The sequence below is a fragment of the Edaphobacter sp. 4G125 genome, assembly GCF_014274685.1.
GTDB lineage: Bacteria > Acidobacteriota > Terriglobia > Terriglobales > Acidobacteriaceae > Edaphobacter.
The window spans coordinates 210,997-227,007 of record NZ_CP060393.1 but is presented as its reverse complement, the minus strand read 5'-3'; the positions used below and the strand labels follow the sequence as shown (position 1 = coordinate 227,007).

The 16,011-nt window shown below is 55.6% G+C and carries 14 protein-coding genes; 5 read left to right on the top strand and 9 right to left on the bottom strand.

The window, feature by feature from the left end:
• The 6 genes from H7846_RS01005 to H7846_RS00980 form a co-directional block, all read right to left on the bottom strand.
• On the bottom strand, positions 1 to 330 hold the full coding sequence (locus tag H7846_RS01005; protein ID WP_255460760.1) for a PadR family transcriptional regulator: 330 nt from the start codon (positions 328 to 330) through the stop codon (positions 1 to 3).
• 122 nt (positions 331 to 452) lie between these two features.
• Complete coding sequence (locus H7846_RS01000; protein ID WP_186694506.1) at positions 453 to 1,061, bottom strand: HPP family protein; 609 nt, start codon at positions 1,059 to 1,061, stop codon at positions 453 to 455.
• Positions 1,061 to 2,728 (bottom strand): molybdopterin-dependent oxidoreductase, encoded by a 1,668-nt coding sequence (locus H7846_RS00995; protein ID WP_186694504.1) that lies wholly within the window; start codon positions 2,726 to 2,728, stop codon positions 1,061 to 1,063. Before H7846_RS00995 ends, H7846_RS01000 begins: the two co-directional genes overlap by 1 nt.
• Before the next feature lie 121 nt (positions 2,729 to 2,849).
• Positions 2,850 to 4,028 carry a hypothetical protein gene (locus H7846_RS00990; protein ID WP_186694502.1) on the bottom strand — a complete coding sequence of 393 codons (1,179 nt, stop codon included), beginning with the start codon at positions 4,026 to 4,028 and terminating at the stop codon, positions 2,850 to 2,852.
• A gap of 171 nt (positions 4,029 to 4,199) precedes the next feature.
• A complete protein-coding gene (locus H7846_RS00985) occupies positions 4,200 to 5,198 on the bottom strand; it encodes an LOG family protein (RefSeq protein WP_186694500.1) in 999 nt (332 codons plus the stop codon).
• Positions 5,199 to 5,283: 85 nt separating this feature from the next.
• On the bottom strand, positions 5,284 to 5,622 hold the full coding sequence (locus H7846_RS00980) for a hypothetical protein (protein WP_186694498.1): 339 nt from the start codon (positions 5,620 to 5,622) through the stop codon (positions 5,284 to 5,286).
• Positions 5,623 to 5,760: 138 nt separating this feature from the next.
• On the opposite strand from H7846_RS00980, the gene H7846_RS00975 reads away from it, so the two are divergent.
• From H7846_RS00975 to H7846_RS00960, 4 genes are all read left to right on the top strand, one after another.
• On the top strand, positions 5,761 to 6,795 hold the full coding sequence (locus H7846_RS00975; protein ID WP_186694496.1) for a family 16 glycoside hydrolase: 1,035 nt from the start codon (positions 5,761 to 5,763) through the stop codon (positions 6,793 to 6,795).
• Positions 6,796 to 6,841: 46 nt separating this feature from the next.
• On the top strand, positions 6,842 to 8,809 hold the full coding sequence (gene abc-f / locus H7846_RS00970) for a ribosomal protection-like ABC-F family protein (RefSeq protein WP_186694494.1): 1,968 nt from the start codon (positions 6,842 to 6,844) through the stop codon (positions 8,807 to 8,809).
• A 46-nt stretch (positions 8,810 to 8,855) separates the two neighbouring features.
• Entirely contained in the window at positions 8,856 to 9,503 is a 648-nt protein-coding gene (locus H7846_RS00965; protein WP_186694492.1) for a dihydrofolate reductase family protein, read from the top strand.
• Positions 9,504 to 9,738: 235 nt separating this feature from the next.
• Positions 9,739 to 10,668 (top strand): sugar phosphate isomerase/epimerase family protein, encoded by a 930-nt coding sequence (locus H7846_RS00960; RefSeq protein WP_186694490.1) that lies wholly within the window; start codon positions 9,739 to 9,741, stop codon positions 10,666 to 10,668.
• A gap of 13 nt (positions 10,669 to 10,681) precedes the next feature.
• On the opposite strand, the gene H7846_RS00955 is transcribed toward H7846_RS00960, so the two are convergent.
• On the bottom strand, positions 10,682 to 11,752 hold the full coding sequence (locus H7846_RS00955; RefSeq protein WP_186694489.1) for a 3-deoxy-7-phosphoheptulonate synthase: 1,071 nt from the start codon (positions 11,750 to 11,752) through the stop codon (positions 10,682 to 10,684).
• Positions 11,753 to 11,938: 186 nt separating this feature from the next.
• Between H7846_RS00955 and H7846_RS00950 the strand changes: the two genes are divergently transcribed.
• On the top strand, positions 11,939 to 12,829 hold the full coding sequence (locus H7846_RS00950; RefSeq protein WP_186694487.1) for an SMP-30/gluconolactonase/LRE family protein: 891 nt from the start codon (positions 11,939 to 11,941) through the stop codon (positions 12,827 to 12,829).
• Between the two features lie 22 nt (positions 12,830 to 12,851).
• Here the strand turns inward: H7846_RS00950 and H7846_RS00945 are convergent, their stop codons facing one another.
• Entirely contained in the window at positions 12,852 to 14,519 is a 1,668-nt protein-coding gene (locus H7846_RS00945; RefSeq protein ID WP_186694485.1) for a capsule assembly Wzi family protein, read from the bottom strand.
• Positions 14,520 to 14,681: 162 nt separating this feature from the next.
• Positions 14,682 to 15,440 carry a metallophosphoesterase family protein gene (locus H7846_RS00940; protein WP_186694483.1) on the bottom strand — a complete coding sequence of 253 codons (759 nt, stop codon included), beginning with the start codon at positions 15,438 to 15,440 and terminating at the stop codon, positions 14,682 to 14,684.
• Positions 15,441 to 16,011: the final 571 nt, after the last annotated feature.

The window sequence follows — 16,011 nt, the reverse complement described above, 5'->3', positions numbered from 1 at the left end:
CTATGCAGTCTGGACGATGCGGTTGATCGCCCCGAAGACGCGTTGAAACTGTGAGAGTTCGGTGGCAAGCTGTTTGCGACCCGAGGCGGTCAGTTTGTAGTAGCGTGCGCGGCGATTGCCATCTGTAACTCCCCACTCAGCTGTCACCCAGCCCTTGATGAGCATGCGTTGCAATGCAGGGTAGAGTGAGCCTTCTTCCACCTGAAGCACATCCTCTGAGCTTTGCTGAATGAAGTTCGCCATCTCGAATCCATGCAGCGACCCATGCAGTGAGAGCGCTTTCAAAATGAGCATGGAGAGCGTTCCAGGGGGAATTTCATCGCGTTTCACTTTTGACACCTCAACCTAACATAGACTGTCTATGTCATACGACCGTACCTGGCATAGATTATCTATGTCAAACAGTTTGTGACGAGTTTAAAGACTTTGCGATGCTTTGTGCATGCGGCGATTCATCCCTTTGGGGTGTGCCACTTCGGATAAGGTAATCCGGCCAGATGGTTGAAGACCCAAGCCTGGATGGTGAGCAAAACAACGGCAGCTTCAATGACGAAGAGGTATTGAAACTTTGCGAGGATTCCGAGCGCGACGATCAGTGTAGTAGCTCCTGCTGGAGGGTGGCTGACAGAGAACAGCACCATCAGGGCGCCGGTCGCTGCAAGCGCCAGCGCGGCAGCAAAAATTCGTGGCCAGTAGATTCCTTGCCCTGTCGCTTGAGAAAAAGCGTGCATTCCGGTAACCCAGAATGCCCCATACCCACAGATCAATCCAACTGCATGGCCCAGAATCGTGTTTCGGGGGCTGGAAACCTCTGCCAGCGGAGAGAAGAAGAAGAGATATGCCGTGGGGCCGAGTGAGGGGAAGACAAAAGGGCTTCCGCTGACCTCGGCGAGCAGCGCTAAAAGCGCAATGCTGATGAAGCAATTGATGCAAACGTAAGTTGTCCAGACGAGCTTTGAAGGAAGATGCCGCAACAGGAAGGGCAGGCGTAGCCTCTCCAGCAGAAGCTCGACGTGAGCAAAGTTGGTATTTGCATTACGATGCGCGTCAGAGTTGGACATTAGATATTCGGTAACAGATCAAAATATTCGTCATCTTCGTTCTTGCCGCCCTCTCCTTTACCAACGACCTTCTCGGATTCCACAAACTCGATTCGTTCGACCCACTTCACCATCTTGTATCCAAGTTGATTGTCCACTCTCAAACGCAGAGGAGCGCCATACTCTTCTTTGAGCCTGCTGCCGTTCATTTCATAGGCGAGCATACTTCCTGGCTTCAGTGCATTCTCGATGGACTGCGTATCGTAATATGTCCCTCCATATAAACCTTCGCCATAGGAGTAGAAGGCAATGGTTTGGGCCGTTGGGTATGGATGCGCGAGTTCGATGATCTTCGCTAAGGAGATTCCTCCCCAGCCCGCGATTCCTGACCACCCCTGGATGCAGTGATGCATGCTAATGGTTTCGCTGCGCCCAATCTCTTCCATCTCGGCCAGCGAGAGCTCGAGAGGGTGCTCCACCAGGCCGCCAATCTTCAGTCGATAATCTCGAAATCCCTGGTCGCGTAGCGCCTTCCAGTCTTCTCTTAGGGGAAGCATCCCGTTGGGCCACATACGAGGAGAGATCTGATCGCGCGTGTAGGTGTGGATAGGAGAGAGCCGATTGAGTGTTGCAAGACGCACAGGTTGCGATATGGCTTTCTGCGCGTGCTGAACTCTTCGCGGATACTTCCAGGCCACAAGATGAGCAACAATCCATGCGCAAACCACAACTGCGATTCCGGTCAGCCCAAGCCATAGACCGAGCGAACTTGCTGCATCCTTGCCCAGAACAATGTGGTTCATGTTCCGGGTAAACCCAGTCAGCACAATCAGCGTGACGTGTACGACGATAAAAGCCGAGAACCCCACCAGCATCAGGAAGTGAATCGAGCGCGCCGACTGCCTTCCGCCAAACAGCCGCGCATACCATGGTGCCCTGTTCACCAAGGCGGGCGACATCGCCAGCCCGGTCAGAATCGATAGCGGAGCCATGATGAACACAGTGGAAAAATAAGCGAGCTGTTGAAGCGCGTTGTACCCGTAGAATCCGTTGGGCTCTGGTGGCAGCGTAAAGGTTGCGTAGTGCACGAAGGTCGCCCATGCCTCGCTGAAGATTGCTGGCGATGTGGGAACCAGCCGCAACCACTGATCGGTCGTGCAAAGTCCAACCACGAAGACCACACCCGTCAACACAAATCCATAGACATTGATGAAGTGCCACGAACGAGCCATGCCGACTGTATGTCTGTATCCAGGGAGTCCAACTAGCGGGGTGATATATCGAGCATCATCCTTTGCGGTCCAGATTCGGTCCGTTGGGACTCGAAGAGGAGTAAAGCGTATCCACTCGGAGTTCGCGGTGCAGTCGTCATTCCAATACAGGCGGGGGTGATCCATCAGAATCGACAGACCACTACGAATCAGCATGGTAAGAAAGAGAAAATTGAAGAAGTGTGTCCAGCGAATCCATCCAGGAAAGCCATGGGGGCCACTGATCTTGCCCTGATCCAGATCTGGGTTGATGGAGATATGCGGAAGGCCCCAACCTATTCGCTGAATCCATGCAGCAGCGAAGGCGGCGAATACGAGCAGTAGGAACGCATAGACGAAACGCCGGTCGATCCAGATTCTGAAGCGGCGGTCATCAGGGTAATGAACCTTGCGATGCGCTAAGTCGAAGTGAATCATGCGGATGCCTTCTCCTTCTGCACATCAGCATAGCCGAAGACAGAAGACTCCGATCACGAAAGATGCTTTATAAGAGAACAAGCGGAAGGGCATACGGCATCGCTGTTCGGATGGATATCTTCTATATCTCCTGTTGTGCCAGATCCGCACGCATCTTTGCGGAGTCATCCCAGGCAAAGCGCAAGGTTCCAGAAAGCGGGGCTGCTCCCATCATGCGGACACAAGCAAGAATCATACGAATCCAAGAGGGAGCGCGATTGCCCTCCGAAGTCCACAACTCAGAAAGTGGGCGCATATTGCCGGCCGCATCAGGATGATAGACCCTCTGGTCCCACTGACGGCTGCCTTCTGGAAAGTGAGGATAGTTGCGGATGGCGTCCAGCGTGGACTGGAGAATGCGATGCTTCCACGGCTCGGCATACTGCGGCATGTAGAGTACGTGGCTCTGACGCTCGCGACGAACCTCGTGAACGAACTCGGTAAACGAGGTCGCTCGAGTCAGGTTGACGTTGGCATTGGGTTCCACGCCATGACGGTCACCACCGGAAATCACCAACTGGTTCCACTTGCCGGCCAGTGTGGCTGCCTCGCGGTTCTCCTTCCAATCGCGCAGCCCATTCAGTTCCAGCGCATGGATGTACTGTCCGTATACGGCGAGAAACTCATTGACGAGTACTTGGTGCCGCTCTCGGCCCACGCGATATAAGTCCCAGATGGGGTGGTTGAAGACGATCAGCACCTGGGGGATCTCATCCAACTCGGCCAGGATCTCGCGCAGCAGCTTCGGTGGACGCTCCGCAATGGTCAGCTTTGTAAATGCTCGGAGACGCTCCATCCACTCTACGCCAGTCGCGGAAGGAAGATTGTGAACTCCGATATGGAAGGCGCTCTCGCAGAACGGAACTGTCCACTCGACGGAGATCGGGATGTGGCGCGCCGAAGGTACGGAGCGCAGCAGCAGGGGTGCGCTGATATCGTCGTGGTCTGTGATCGAGACCAGCGCCGGAAGCTGCAAGCGGTCTTCGATCTGTGAGCTCTCCAGATCGAAGGCAAGCCGTGGGGTCAACGGTGGAGTCCAGTAGCTGTTGGCATAGTCGGGGCTGATCCCCGAGGATCGCTGCGAACGCTGTTCGGCCCAACGCATAATAGGTTGTAAAAGACCCCAATCGCGTGAGAGCTCGGCGATGAAGTCTAGTGTCTCCTTGGACTGATTCGTATGGCTATGTAGGGAAACACCGGTATTAAAGCCGCGAGCGGCCTGCGGTTCACGCCACAAATGCGAAATGGTGGACTGGCTCATGGGCCCTCCGAGCGTTCTAGCTACTCGGGGGCAGTATGAAGGAGCTATGTAACGATGCGATGACTGCACCAAGAACAGGGCTTGAATATCGATAAGACCCATTAACCGAGCTGGTTACAGTACCGACTTGCGCTGATGCCGACAGTGAAAAATGCGCCAATCGCTTGCATGTCATCGCGTCGACGCAATATCCGGGCCAAGCAGCTCCTGTGCAGTCGGCAGAGGATCGTGCGGAACGAGATGCTCTGCTGCAGCTCGTCGCGCCCGCTCTTGCAGCATCTTCTCGTAGTCGGAGTTCAGGTGGTTCTTTGTCAGGTCGTCCTTGAGAATCTCAAAAGCCTCATCCGGAGTGTCTGCAAAACGGAACAACTTCAGGTCGGCTGGTGCGATCGCTCCCTTTTCGGCCAGCACGTCCAGATTGATGACGCTCTTCCAGTATGGAGTGCCGTAGATAACCGTCGTGATCTTCTTGGCGAGCTTATGGGTCTGGGCCAGTGTCAGCAGCTCGAACATCTCGTCCAGCGTCCCGAATCCTCCGGGAAAGATCACCAACGCCTTCGCCAGGTAGGCGAACCAGTATTTGCGCATGAAAAAGTAATGGAAGTTGAAGTTCAACGAAGGCGTAATGTAAGGATTCGGTTGTTGCTCAAAGGGCAACTTGATGTTCAATCCAATCGTCTTCGCGCCGGCCTCGTAGGCCCCGCGATTGGCAGCTTCCATGATTCCCGGACCGCCGCCTGAGGTGACAACAAAACGATGCCGCGGTCCCGGCAGCGACTTCGCCCAGGTGGCGAGCTTGCTGGCGAGGATGCGCGCGTCTTCATAGTAGGAAGCCATCTCGATCGCCGCTCCTGCAAGGCGAAGCCGTTCGCCCGTCGCCTGCCCGCGCTCGATCTCTTCGAGCCGGGCTGGTTGTTCAGGGGCCCGCTCCTTCGATCCCGTATTGGCCAGCAGTTCGAAGTTCGCCGCCGCCACATCGAGCGCGCGAAAACGTGCCGAACCAAAGAAGACCACCGTGTCCTGGATGCGTTCGCGACGAAAACGCGTCAGCGGCTCCTGATATTCGGCCATAATGCGCAGGATGCGTGCATCCGGAGAGTTGATAAAAGCGGGATCTTCATAAGCCAGTGCAGCGCTTTCCAGAGCTTCGGGTTGTTCGGGGGTCGCCATCTTCGCCGTTCTCCGTCGGTTGAGCTTAGTCACTTAAGGTTTCAAAGAATCGCTTTTCTGACAACTGAGGGAGACAGTGGGCCATTTATCCCCGATAGTCACGATAATGGACTGCCTCGGAGATACCGATCCAGATATCCAACAGTCCCAGCCCTGAGATCATACCCTTCACCGCTCCATTCCGCAGAATCGTCCCCAGTGTTGGGTGAGACTGGAAGAAGAGGTTGTGGTCCCACACCTTCGTCCACCACGGCAGCAGCATCACCAGCACGCCCAGGTAGACACAGAACAGCACCAGAACAAACAGAGAGAGTCGCTGGAGCCATACGGGGGCCGCAGCGCGTTTCGGCTCTGCGGGATCCCCCGAATGCTGAGGCAATACAGTGGGTTCGTGATCCGGAAATAATTGGGGCTGACCTGGCATCAAGCTCTCACTGTTGAGTGTATCGGAGCAGCTTTGTTGTTGTCTCTGCCAGGAAACCCTGCTGGTTCACCTCATATCCCTTTCGTTTCGTCACAGATAGCTTGTGACATTCCATCATGTGGACTACCGTTCTCGCTGATGCTTACGACAAAGTCGCTCCTCGCCTTCGCCAGCCTTCTTGTCTTCCTCCCTGTTGGAACCTCCGTTGCCGCAGAACAGACACAGAAGCCCACTTCGGAGCCGCGCAGTTTTGCGTTCACCGACACCGCAGACCTTATTCCACGGGGAGCGAAAACTGAGGTCGTCGAATATAAAGGCCGCAAAGCCCTGCATATCATCACGCAATCGAAAACTGGATCTGGATTCACCCTTCTCAAGGACGTCGAATTTCGCGACGGGACTATCGAGGCCGATGTTGCGGCCAAAATCACGACTCCTCCCGGGGTACGCATGCCGGGCTTCATCGGAATCGCCTTCCGCGCTCGCCCAGACGCCTCGCGGTACGAGCTCTTCTACCTCCGGCCCGGCAACTCAAAGGCTGAAGACCAGGCCATGCGCAATCATTCCGTGCAATACAGTTCCGAACCCGACTTTGGCTGGCCCGTCCTACGCACACAGTGGCCTGCAATTTACGAGGCGTACACCGATATGCAGCCTGGAGAATGGACCAGGGTCAAAATCGAAGTCCACGGACGTCGCGCGAAGCTGTACATCAACGGCTCTCCGAATCCCAGTCTTATCGTCGATGGACTGAAGGGCGAAGACCTCCGGGGCGGCATCGGTCTGTACAGCTTTATGGGCGAAGAGGCTTACTTCTCCAACCTGAAGATCACGTCCGCTGCGCCTGAACCGATCAAAAATGGAGGCGAAGCCGCAGGGATGTGGGATGTAGCCTTCAATACCGATGCTGGCCCAATGAAAGGCACCATGAACCTGACTCGCGACAATAACAAGCTTTCCGGGACCTGGTCCGGCGACCTTGGCGATAACCTGCCTGTCAGTGGCACCTGGCGCGATGGTTACGTCGAGCTAGTCTTTACTGGTACTTGGCGCGATAGTGCAGCACCTGCTCCAACGCGGCTCGCTGGATGGATCGATGACGATTCTGGCCATGGCCGTATGAAGGTAGACGGCCAGGCCGAGGGCCAGTGGACCGCACAACGCCACAAGTAGAGCTGTCAACAGCGGCCACACGTCCGAGATGCGAAAATAGAAGTGCATGCTGCAACTCATCTCGGCCGGAAAACGCTTTGGCCTAAAGCTCCTATATGAAGACGTGAACTGGCTGATTACGCCGAACGAGCGTACAGCTCTGGTGGGTGGTAATGGCACCGGAAAATCGACGCTGTTGAAGGTATTGGCTGGCATCGAGTCGCTGGACTATGGCCAGCTGACGCGCGTAAAGGGAATGACCATTGGATACCTTCCTCAGGATGGCCTCGCTATGCGCGGCAAGACTGTCTTTGAGGAGTGCCTCTCCGTCTTCGAACATCTACACGCTCTCGAGGCCGAATCTCTCGAGCTGATGACCACGATGTCCGAAAAGGACCCCAAGTCGAAGGAGTATCAGGCCGCAGCCGACCGTTACTCCGAGATCGCTGATCAGCTCCATGTGCACGACATCTATACGCTCGATGCACAGGTCGGTGCCGTTCTCGGTGGCCTCGGCTTCTCGAAGGAGGACTGGCAGCGCAAAACCGAAGAGTTCTCCGGTGGATGGCAGATGCGCATCGCGCTTGCCAAGCTGTTGCTGCAGAAACCCTCGCTGCTGCTGCTTGACGAACCGACGAACCATCTGGATCTTGAGAGCCGTAACTGGCTCGAAAACTATCTGCACGACTATCCGAATGCGTTCATCCTCATCTCGCACGATCGCTACTTTCTCGATGTGACGGTGAACAAGATCGTGGAGTTGTGGAACAAGCGGATGCATGTCTACCACGGCAACTACGAGAAGTACGTTACCCAGAAGGAAGAGCGCCGCACCACGCTGATCGCTGCCTATAAGAATCAGAAAGATCGCATCGACGCGCTCGAGGCCTTTATCAATCGCTTCCGCTACCAGGCGACCAAGGCCAAGCAGGTGCAGTCGCGTATTAAGGAACTCGAAAAGATCGAACGCATCGAGATTCCCGAGGAAGAAGCAACGATTCACTTCACCATCCCGCAGCCGCCGGCCTCGGGTCGTACCGTCATCGAAGTGCAGAACCTCACCAAGGTCTATCCCACGCCCGATGGCGGTCAGAAGACCATCCTCGACAATCTCAATTTCACCATTGAGCGTGGTGACCGCATCGCACTTGTTGGAGCCAATGGAGCGGGTAAATCGACGCTCATCCGCCTGCTCAGCGAGCAGGAAGCTCCCACCTCAGGCACGGTGCGTTACGGCCACAATGCGCTGGTCGACTTCTTCGCGCAGGACCAGTACAAGGTGCTCGATCCCAACGCCGAGATGCTCGACGACATTGCCGCCTCCTCTCCCAAGGTCCCCGTCGTCGAATTGCGTTCGCTTCTTGGCTGTTTCATGTTCTCTGGCGACGACGTCTTCAAAAAACTCGGCGTGCTCTCCGGTGGCGAGCGCAACCGTTACGCGATGGCAAAGATGTTGGTCTCGCCCTCGAACATGCTGCTGCTCGACGAGCCGACGAACCACCTCGATCTTCGCGCGAAAGATGTGCTGCTCGATGCCATCCGCAACTTTACCGGCACGGTGCTCTTTGTCTCGCACGATCGCTACTTCATCGACGGCCTCGCCACGCGCGTCTTCGAGGTCGAGGACAAGCGCGTCCACATCTTCCCCGGCAACTATGAGGATTACCTGTGGCGCAAACAGGGCGGCCCCGAGAAGGTGAAAGAGTCGCTGATCGTTGATCTCAAGAAGCCGCCAGTTGCAGAGCCTGAGCCTGTCGTCGCTACTGTGGCTGTCGTAGAGCCCCCTTCCGCTTCGGTGAAGAAGCTGAATCCCATCAAGCTCAAACAGATGGAAGACCGCCTCAGGTTCGCTGAAGAGGAGATCCCGCGACTCGAAGAGAAGATTGCCGCCGCTGAGGAGCGGTTAGGCAATTTTGTCTCCGCCGAACAGTCGCAGAAGGATGCCGCCGAGCTCGACGACCTGCGTAGCGAGAAAGCGATACTTACGGCCGAATGGGAAGTACTCGCGATGGCGTTGGAGGAACAGCGAGCGTGATTGACAGTGACCGCCTAGCAACCAAAAACGAGAGAAAGGAACAGATATGTCAAGAGTGCGAGTCGCCGGATTTGGAGTCTCTTTGGACGGTTTCGGCGCCGGGTCCGAACAGAGCCTGACTGATCCCCTCGGAAAGCGAGGAAAGGATCTCTTTCAGTGGTACTTCCATACGAGGACCTTCTGTTCAATGGTCGGGCAAGAGGGCGGATCGGTTGGTGACATCGACGATGTATTTGCTTCTCGGGCAATGGAAAACTTTGGTGCGTTCATCCTTGGACGCAATATGTTTGGCCCCGTGCGTGGTCCCTGGCCGGACGATTCATGGAAGGGCTGGTGGGGCGACAATCCGCCGTATCATGCACCGACCTTCGTCCTGACTCACTATGAACGTGAGCCCATCGTCATGGAAGGGGGAACAACTTTCTACTTTGTTACTGGTGGGATCGAGGAAGCACTGGATCGCGCGAAGAAAGCTGCGGGAACGAAAGACATCAAGATTGGAGGCGGGGTGTCGACCGTGCGACAGTATCTGCAGGCTGGATTAATCGACTCGCTTCACATCGTGTCGGCGCCCATTCTCTTAGGCACGGGCGAAGCATTGTTCGATGGGTTGGATCTGCGGGGACTTGGGTATTCGGTAACCGACCGTAAGGTTTCGGAATATGCGACTCACCTTACCTTGGAAAGAGGTTGAGGGCGAAACTATCACAGCCTCTGAACAACGTGCTATGAGGCTCCTACCGGAGACAATTGCGAAAGTTGGCTAGCATTTAGCAGTCAGGCCGTTTGAGTCTTCAACTATTGGCGTTTGTCTAGTCTTGGCTCTTCGAAGAAAATCATCAACTTCGTCGTTAACTCACTGACGCCTAACCAGTCAAGCGCTGGGGTATAGTGATTCCTGTTCTTTTCAGGAAGGGGGATCCTGTCTCATGGCTAAGACCTCACGACGGAAATTTCTCGCTCAGACAACAGCGGTTGTGCTTGCCTCATCCTTCGGTTCCAGGGCATGGGCCGAGGCCTCCTCATCGCCTATCGGGCTGGAGCTATACACCGTTGGCGAGCCATTGGCAAAAGATCCGGCCGGAACCCTGCATAAGATTGCTGCGCTGGGGTATCAGGAGGTCGAGGTATCGGGTTTTGCCAATCTCACTCCTGCCGCATTACGGAAGCTCATTGACGATGCAGGCCTGAAGTGCCCTGCGGCGCATCTGCAGTTTGGCTTCAAAGAGACAGCCAAGGTGCTGGAGGAGGCGAAGGCGCTACGCGTACCTTATGCCGCGAGCTCCATCCTGCTGCCGGCGTCCGGCGCCCCACCATCCACTGCGGGTGGTTTCGGCGAGATCATGGCAAAACTCAACAGCCTGACCGCCGACGATTTCAAGCGCATCGCAGAACGTGCCAACCGCATTGGAGAAGAGGCAAAGAAGGCGGGAGTCCAGTTCGCCTATCACAATCACACGCACGAGTTCCGCGACCTTGGCGGCGGCGAGACCGGCTATGCGATTCTGCTCGCTGAAACGGACCCTGTGGTAGTTCAGTTTGAGGCCGATTGTGGATGGATGGTCACCGCCGGCGCCGATCCTATCCAGTACTTCCAGCGTCATCCCAATCGTTATCGTGTCATCCACGTCAAAGACTTTCCTGCGGGAACGAAGGTGACGACCACGATGGGAGGTGCTGGGGCACCGCATCCCACCGAACTTGGACGGGGCCACATCGACTACAAGCCCATCCTCGCCGCTGCTAAACGCGCAGGTGTGGAGCATTTTTTCGTCGAGCAGGACCCACCGATGACCGGGATGACGCCTCTTGAAGCTGCCGAGATCGACTACGCCTATATGAAGTTGATCAATGACTAAATAGCTTCAACAGCTAGCGTGCTTCACGCAGTTCCCTGCGTTTGGCCACTGCTTCAGCCAGTTCGCCGAGCAGTGTCTCGGTCTCCGGCCAGCCGATGCAGGCATCGGTAATGCTCTGTCCATAGACATGAGCCTTGCCATTCACCAGTGACTGCGCACCTTCAACCAGATTGCTTTCGATCATCACGCCCATGATGCGGCTATCGCCGCCTGCGATCTGCTCCCGCACGTCGCGACATACCGCTGCTTGTTTGCGAAAGTCTTTACCGCTATTGGCGTGGCTGAAGTCGATCATGATACGTGGTTTGATGGCGGCCTTCTCCATCTGTTCTGCGGTCGTCTGGACCGAGGCTGCATCGAAGTTAGTCACCTGCCCACCTCCGCGCAGGATGATGTGGCACTCCGGATTGCCCGCCGTAAACAGAATCGCCGACTGGCCCGTCTCCGAAGTTCCCAGGAAGGTGTGCGGGTGGTTGGCCGAGACGATTGCCTCGATTGCGATCTTGATATTGCCCGAGGTGCCGTTCTTGAAGCCAACCGGGCACGAGAGTCCGGAGACCAGCTGGCGATGTACCTGGCTCTCGGTGGTGCGCGCTCCGATCGCTCCCCAGCTGACGAGGTCGGCGATGTACTGCGGCGTAATCATGTCCAGAAACTCAGTGCCTGCCGGGACGCCCATCTTGGCGAGATCGAGCAGCAGATGGCGAGCGATGCGCAGGCCATCGTTGATGTGGAACGACTCGTCGAAATAGGGGTCGTTGATTAGCCCCTTCCAGCCCAGAGTCGTACGCGGCTTCTCAAAGTACACGCGCATCACGATCAGCAGTTCGTTGGCGAGCGTGTCGCTGACCTTTTTCAACCGTGCAGCATATTCGCGTGCGGCATCGACGTCGTGAATGGAACAAGGGCCGACGACTACAACCAGGCGGTCATCCGTGCCTTCAAGGATGTTGCCGATCTGCCGCCGCGTTTCGAAGACGGTACTGGAGCTCTGCTCCGTTACGGGCATCTCCTCTTCGAGGAAGACGGGAGGCAGGACGACCTTGGAGGACTTGATTCTGAGGTTATTTGTAGGGTGAAACATGGACTCTTATAGGGTAGCAGGCCGTGACCTGCCATGTCCGCGACGATCCTGGCGTCAGGCGGAAAGTGGCCGAGTCTTGACCTCATCCATATACTGGACTGATCGTTTGACACAAGCTCTCGTACCTGTCTATGAAAACCATGCATCGCATGGGTACGAATCGATCACACTGAGGAGATTTTTACGATGTCTATCTCGAACGCTCGCCGTCTGGCTACCTGCATTGCTCTCATCATAAGTCTTGCCCAGGTCGCATCCGCTGCTGAGATCCTGATCGGCGATGCGAAGTCGCAGCCCGAGAGCATGACCGTCGCGCCAGGAGGCGTGTTGATCGCCGGTAGCGCCAGCTCGCCCTTCGTCTATCGGGTGCGTTCGGGTTCCTCCACAGCAGAAAAGTTCATCGACGCCAGCGCCGAAGGCCCCGGAACATTCTTCTTCGGCATGCTCGCGGATGCTGCCAGCAATACATTGTGGACGTGTCAGCTTACCCCGGTGCCGAACACGACTCCCGTGCAACGGCATACCGCTCTTCGGGGCTTCGACCTCCGCACCGGAGCACAGAAGGTTCGCTGGAACCTGCCCGGAGACAACAGTATGTGCAACGACTTTGCGATCGGGCCTGATAAGGCGCTCTATATAACCGACACCGCGAACGGTAAGATTTTCCGGTTGCCGGCAGGCGCCTCCACCGCAGAGCTCTATCTGGAACATCGGACGCTCAATGGCATCGATGGCATTACCTTCCTGGATGGCACGCTCTATGTGAACAACGTCGTCTTCAATAAGCTCTACCGCATTCCGGTAAGTGCTGATGGAAAACCCGGTGCTCCCGTGGATATCTGGATGGACCAGTTGGTCAAAGCTCCCGATGGCATGCGTGCTGCGAACGGTAAGCTCTTCGTCGCCGAAAATGGCGGCGGCAGAATTTTGGCCCTCACCGTCAACGGAGACAAGGCGAACGTTACTGTTCTCAAAGAAGGGCTTAAGACGCCGACCGGCATCGAACCCGCAGGCGATACTCTCTGGTTTACGGAGCGAGCCACAGGCAAGGTTGAATCGATCCCCATGCCCAAATAAATTCGCTCAGGCGGTAAGAGCGTTACTTTATAGATTTTGGCAACCAGGTAATCTGCATGGAAACGCTCGTGTCGCTTTGGCCACCTGGCTTATACACCGGTGCTTTCCATTGCTCGTGCTGGAACAATCCACGCACTTCGAAGTCCTTGTGAAATCTCTTGATCGCGGAGACCTGAAAGATGTTCTGGGTCGTGCCGCCTGGAATAAAGTCCTTCGCGGCTTTAGCTCCACGCCAGGAGACCTGCACCTGTTCTTCAGGCGAAAGATGATAGGTAAGCCACGCCTGTCCGCCTTTCGATTCGCGGCCAATCCAGTCACCCAGGATGGATCCTTTGTTGGTGTAGCCCTGTAGCTGGACAGCTTCGGCGTAAATGAAAGCGCCGCTATTGCTTCGGCTCGTCGGAGGATCGGTGCTGGCCGCCTCGGCACGGAAGTCCAGTTGCTTCAATCCCGGAAAATGCGACAGGTAGATTCCCGGCCGGATGGCTGCCCGGCGAGGAGCGCTGATGGGGTTTACATCGTCGTGCGCGAAGGAGTCAGAGTATAGAGTGAGCCAGTTCCGCGCAAAGGGCACTCGATAGGAGAAATCGAAGAAGCTGAACCGTGCCCCCGGATCATTTCTGGAAAACTTCTCTTCTGCCGAAACATTGGTCATATGGAAGAAGCTCCTGAAGAAGGTTCCGAAAGTGATCGGCACGTGTCTTTGTCCACCCCAGATGACGGTTCTCCCAAAGCCCAGTTCCAGGTTCTCCGTCGGTTTGAAACTCAGTTTTTCGACGTGCATCCACGGAGCGTTCGGTGTCGTGTGCCCTTTCAAGCTACCGACGGAGAATTGATACCGGAAGGGGCCCGTAATCTGGGAGAGAAGCGGGATGTAGAGAGGTTCGACGCGATCGATTTGAAACGCGTAGATGTTCTCGGCGTTGTTGCTCCAGGCAAAACTTCCGCCCTGCGCTGGACTAAGCCAATGGTCGCTCTTACCAAAAGAGAACTGGTGGTTTAACAGAAGGTAAGAAACATTCGCTTCGACAATCCGAAAGTTATTTGCTGCCGGAATCGGCCCTGAAGGAATAGTGGCCTGATTCGGATGGTCTGTGAACGAGATGAGGTCATTATTCGAGAGCAACGTACTGAGTGCGTTGTTATATCCCGGGGCTCCCGGTGCGTGCTGATATTCGCCGCGGAAGTAGAGCGAAAACCGTCCTGCCGAGCTACGCGTACTGAAGCCGGTAATGTTGTTAAAACCCTCATGGTAAGGACGGCCATAGTCGTTGACGAATGTCTGGCCCAGATGAAAGCTGTCGCGCAGCGGAGTTCCTGCTGTGCCGGATAACCGGGTATAGACGCTCTCAAGTTTCGTTCGTGGCTCGCGCGATCCGTTCCAATCCTCTACATCGGGTTCCATCTCCCGTTGAAGGCTGTGGAAGATCGTGCAGGCTTCGTCGTCGTTCGCATCTGCAATCTTGTCCGCGGTCTCGGCGAGCATATGCACAATGCTCATGCGGGTCCAGGGACGCATCCCAAGATAGGCTTGGTCCGCATAGCCAAGCCCATGCAAACGGTCGATTGCCGAATAAATCCAGCTATCCAGCGGCACGTAGGTCGAGCCCATGGGCGAGGCAAATTGGCTTTCAATCGCTAATGTATCCTTGCAGCCGCTACCCTGGGCCAGACTGTTAGCGCCTGTCATACCCAAAAAAATTAGAAGAAAAGCAGAAGGAATAAATCTCATTGAATTGGGGAGCTTGTTGAGATTGCAGTCTCTGCTCTGACGAAGAGTCCCAGCACTTCGGTAGCTGTAAAGCGACATAAACCTGCCTATCCGCGTTATTCCCCTTCAGAATATCCGTCTTTACCGGCCCTCGCGCAGCCGCAGCGCCAGCTTTTCCGGAAGCTCTGCCATCAGGATGCGCCCCTGCGCGGTCGTCAGGTCGTAAGGAACCCGATGGAACACAATCTCTGACGCTTCGCTGTCGTAGATCGCGAAGGCCGCGCGCCAGTCGTGGTCGCGAGGCTGTCCGACGGAACCAGGATTGATCAGGTGGCGGGTCCTTTCCGGAAGGGGCAAGATCCAGCTTTCAGCATCATTGCGAGTCTCATAGCGAGGTCGAAGTTCATGCCACTGTTCTTCACGTTGGCAGAATCCGCCTTGCAGGTGAGTGTGACCGATAAAGGTGATCTCGATGCCGGTCTGTTGCAAAGGAGCCCAGGCGTCCCGCATCGTCAGGATGTACTGGTCCTCATTCAGAGGCGAGCCATGCGCCAGAACGATTCCCGGAACACCCTCCGGATGGATAGGGCCTTTCGGAACCCCTGCCAGCCATTGGCGATTCTCCTCTGTCATCTCATCATGGGTCCAGTTCGCAGCAGCGCGGGCAATTGGATTGAATCCCAGAGCCGAAGCCAGACCGCAACAAACCCGGTCGTGATTACCTCGGACATTCAGCTGCGCCAGAGGGCGGATGATTTCGATGACCTCGTTCGGACTGGCTCCATAACCAACGACATCCCCTAGATTCCACAGCACATCATAGGTTCCTGCTGCAGCTTCCAGAACGGCGTTCAGGGCTTCGAGATTTGCGTGGATGTCCGAGAGAATCAGGGCGCGCATGAGGTCCAAGGGTGGCCTGACGGCCCTCCGGCTAGTCTACCCCGATCCGGTTCAAAGGCGCGACCCATATCCTGCTGGAGGAAAGACTTAACACCGATCTGTACCGATATCACGGCAAGCCAGTTGGCTGCGGATCGGCATGGAAGATGCGAACCAAAAGATAGAACAAAAATACAGGTCTTTATTCAGGTCAGGCTCTGCGCTGCATCTCCGTTCAGGATGACAAATCTATGTAGAGCGGTCCCCCCTCATGCTGAACTGGCAAGCCTTTTATTTTGTTGCGCTTATCGAAATTTTATCTCGCAAAATATTCTAAATAAAAGGGTTAGATGCCAAAATATAGAAAACAAAAGGCTTAATGAAAGAGATCCCGAGCGGCTTCCCAGGGTCCTCTTTCTGTTTTCTCTCTACTCTTAAAGAGTAGCAGGTTCGCAAGGGTAATATTGCAACCCGGATGTCGTTTGATTTGTGAAGGTTAGATAGGTTTGGGGCTTGACAGGATTTTGAAGCAGACCTGCAAATTGCTCCAACAGCGATCTACGACCGCGGATGACCACGGATGGCAAGGATT

What these genes read in the sequence shown, in the direction of transcription:
- abc-f (WP_186694494.1), top strand. Translation starts at nt 6,842, where the DNA reads ATGCTGCAACTCATCTCGGCCGGAAAACGCTTTGGCCTAAAGCTCCTA.
- H7846_RS00955 (WP_186694489.1), bottom strand. Translation starts at nt 11,752, where the DNA reads ATGTTTCACCCTACAAATAACCTCAGAATCAAGTCCTCCAAGGTCGTC.
- H7846_RS00990 (WP_186694502.1), bottom strand. Translation starts at nt 4,028, where the DNA reads ATGAGCCAGTCCACCATTTCGCATTTGTGGCGTGAACCGCAGGCCGCT.
- H7846_RS00995 (WP_186694504.1), bottom strand. Translation starts at nt 2,728, where the DNA reads ATGATTCACTTCGACTTAGCGCATCGCAAGGTTCATTACCCTGATGAC.
- H7846_RS00975 (WP_186694496.1), top strand. Translation starts at nt 5,761, where the DNA reads ATGCTTACGACAAAGTCGCTCCTCGCCTTCGCCAGCCTTCTTGTCTTC.
- H7846_RS00960 (WP_186694490.1), top strand. Translation starts at nt 9,739, where the DNA reads ATGGCTAAGACCTCACGACGGAAATTTCTCGCTCAGACAACAGCGGTT.
- H7846_RS00965 (WP_186694492.1), top strand. Translation starts at nt 8,856, where the DNA reads ATGTCAAGAGTGCGAGTCGCCGGATTTGGAGTCTCTTTGGACGGTTTC.
- H7846_RS00985 (WP_186694500.1), bottom strand. Translation starts at nt 5,198, where the DNA reads ATGGCGACCCCCGAACAACCCGAAGCTCTGGAAAGCGCTGCACTGGCT.
- H7846_RS00950 (WP_186694487.1), top strand. Translation starts at nt 11,939, where the DNA reads ATGTCTATCTCGAACGCTCGCCGTCTGGCTACCTGCATTGCTCTCATC.
- H7846_RS01000 (WP_186694506.1), bottom strand. Translation starts at nt 1,061, where the DNA reads ATGTCCAACTCTGACGCGCATCGTAATGCAAATACCAACTTTGCTCAC.
- H7846_RS00980 (WP_186694498.1), bottom strand. Translation starts at nt 5,622, where the DNA reads ATGCCAGGTCAGCCCCAATTATTTCCGGATCACGAACCCACTGTATTG.
- H7846_RS00945 (WP_186694485.1), bottom strand. Translation starts at nt 14,519, where the DNA reads ATGACAGGCGCTAACAGTCTGGCCCAGGGTAGCGGCTGCAAGGATACA.
- H7846_RS00940 (WP_186694483.1), bottom strand. Translation starts at nt 15,440, where the DNA reads ATGCGCGCCCTGATTCTCTCGGACATCCACGCAAATCTCGAAGCCCTG.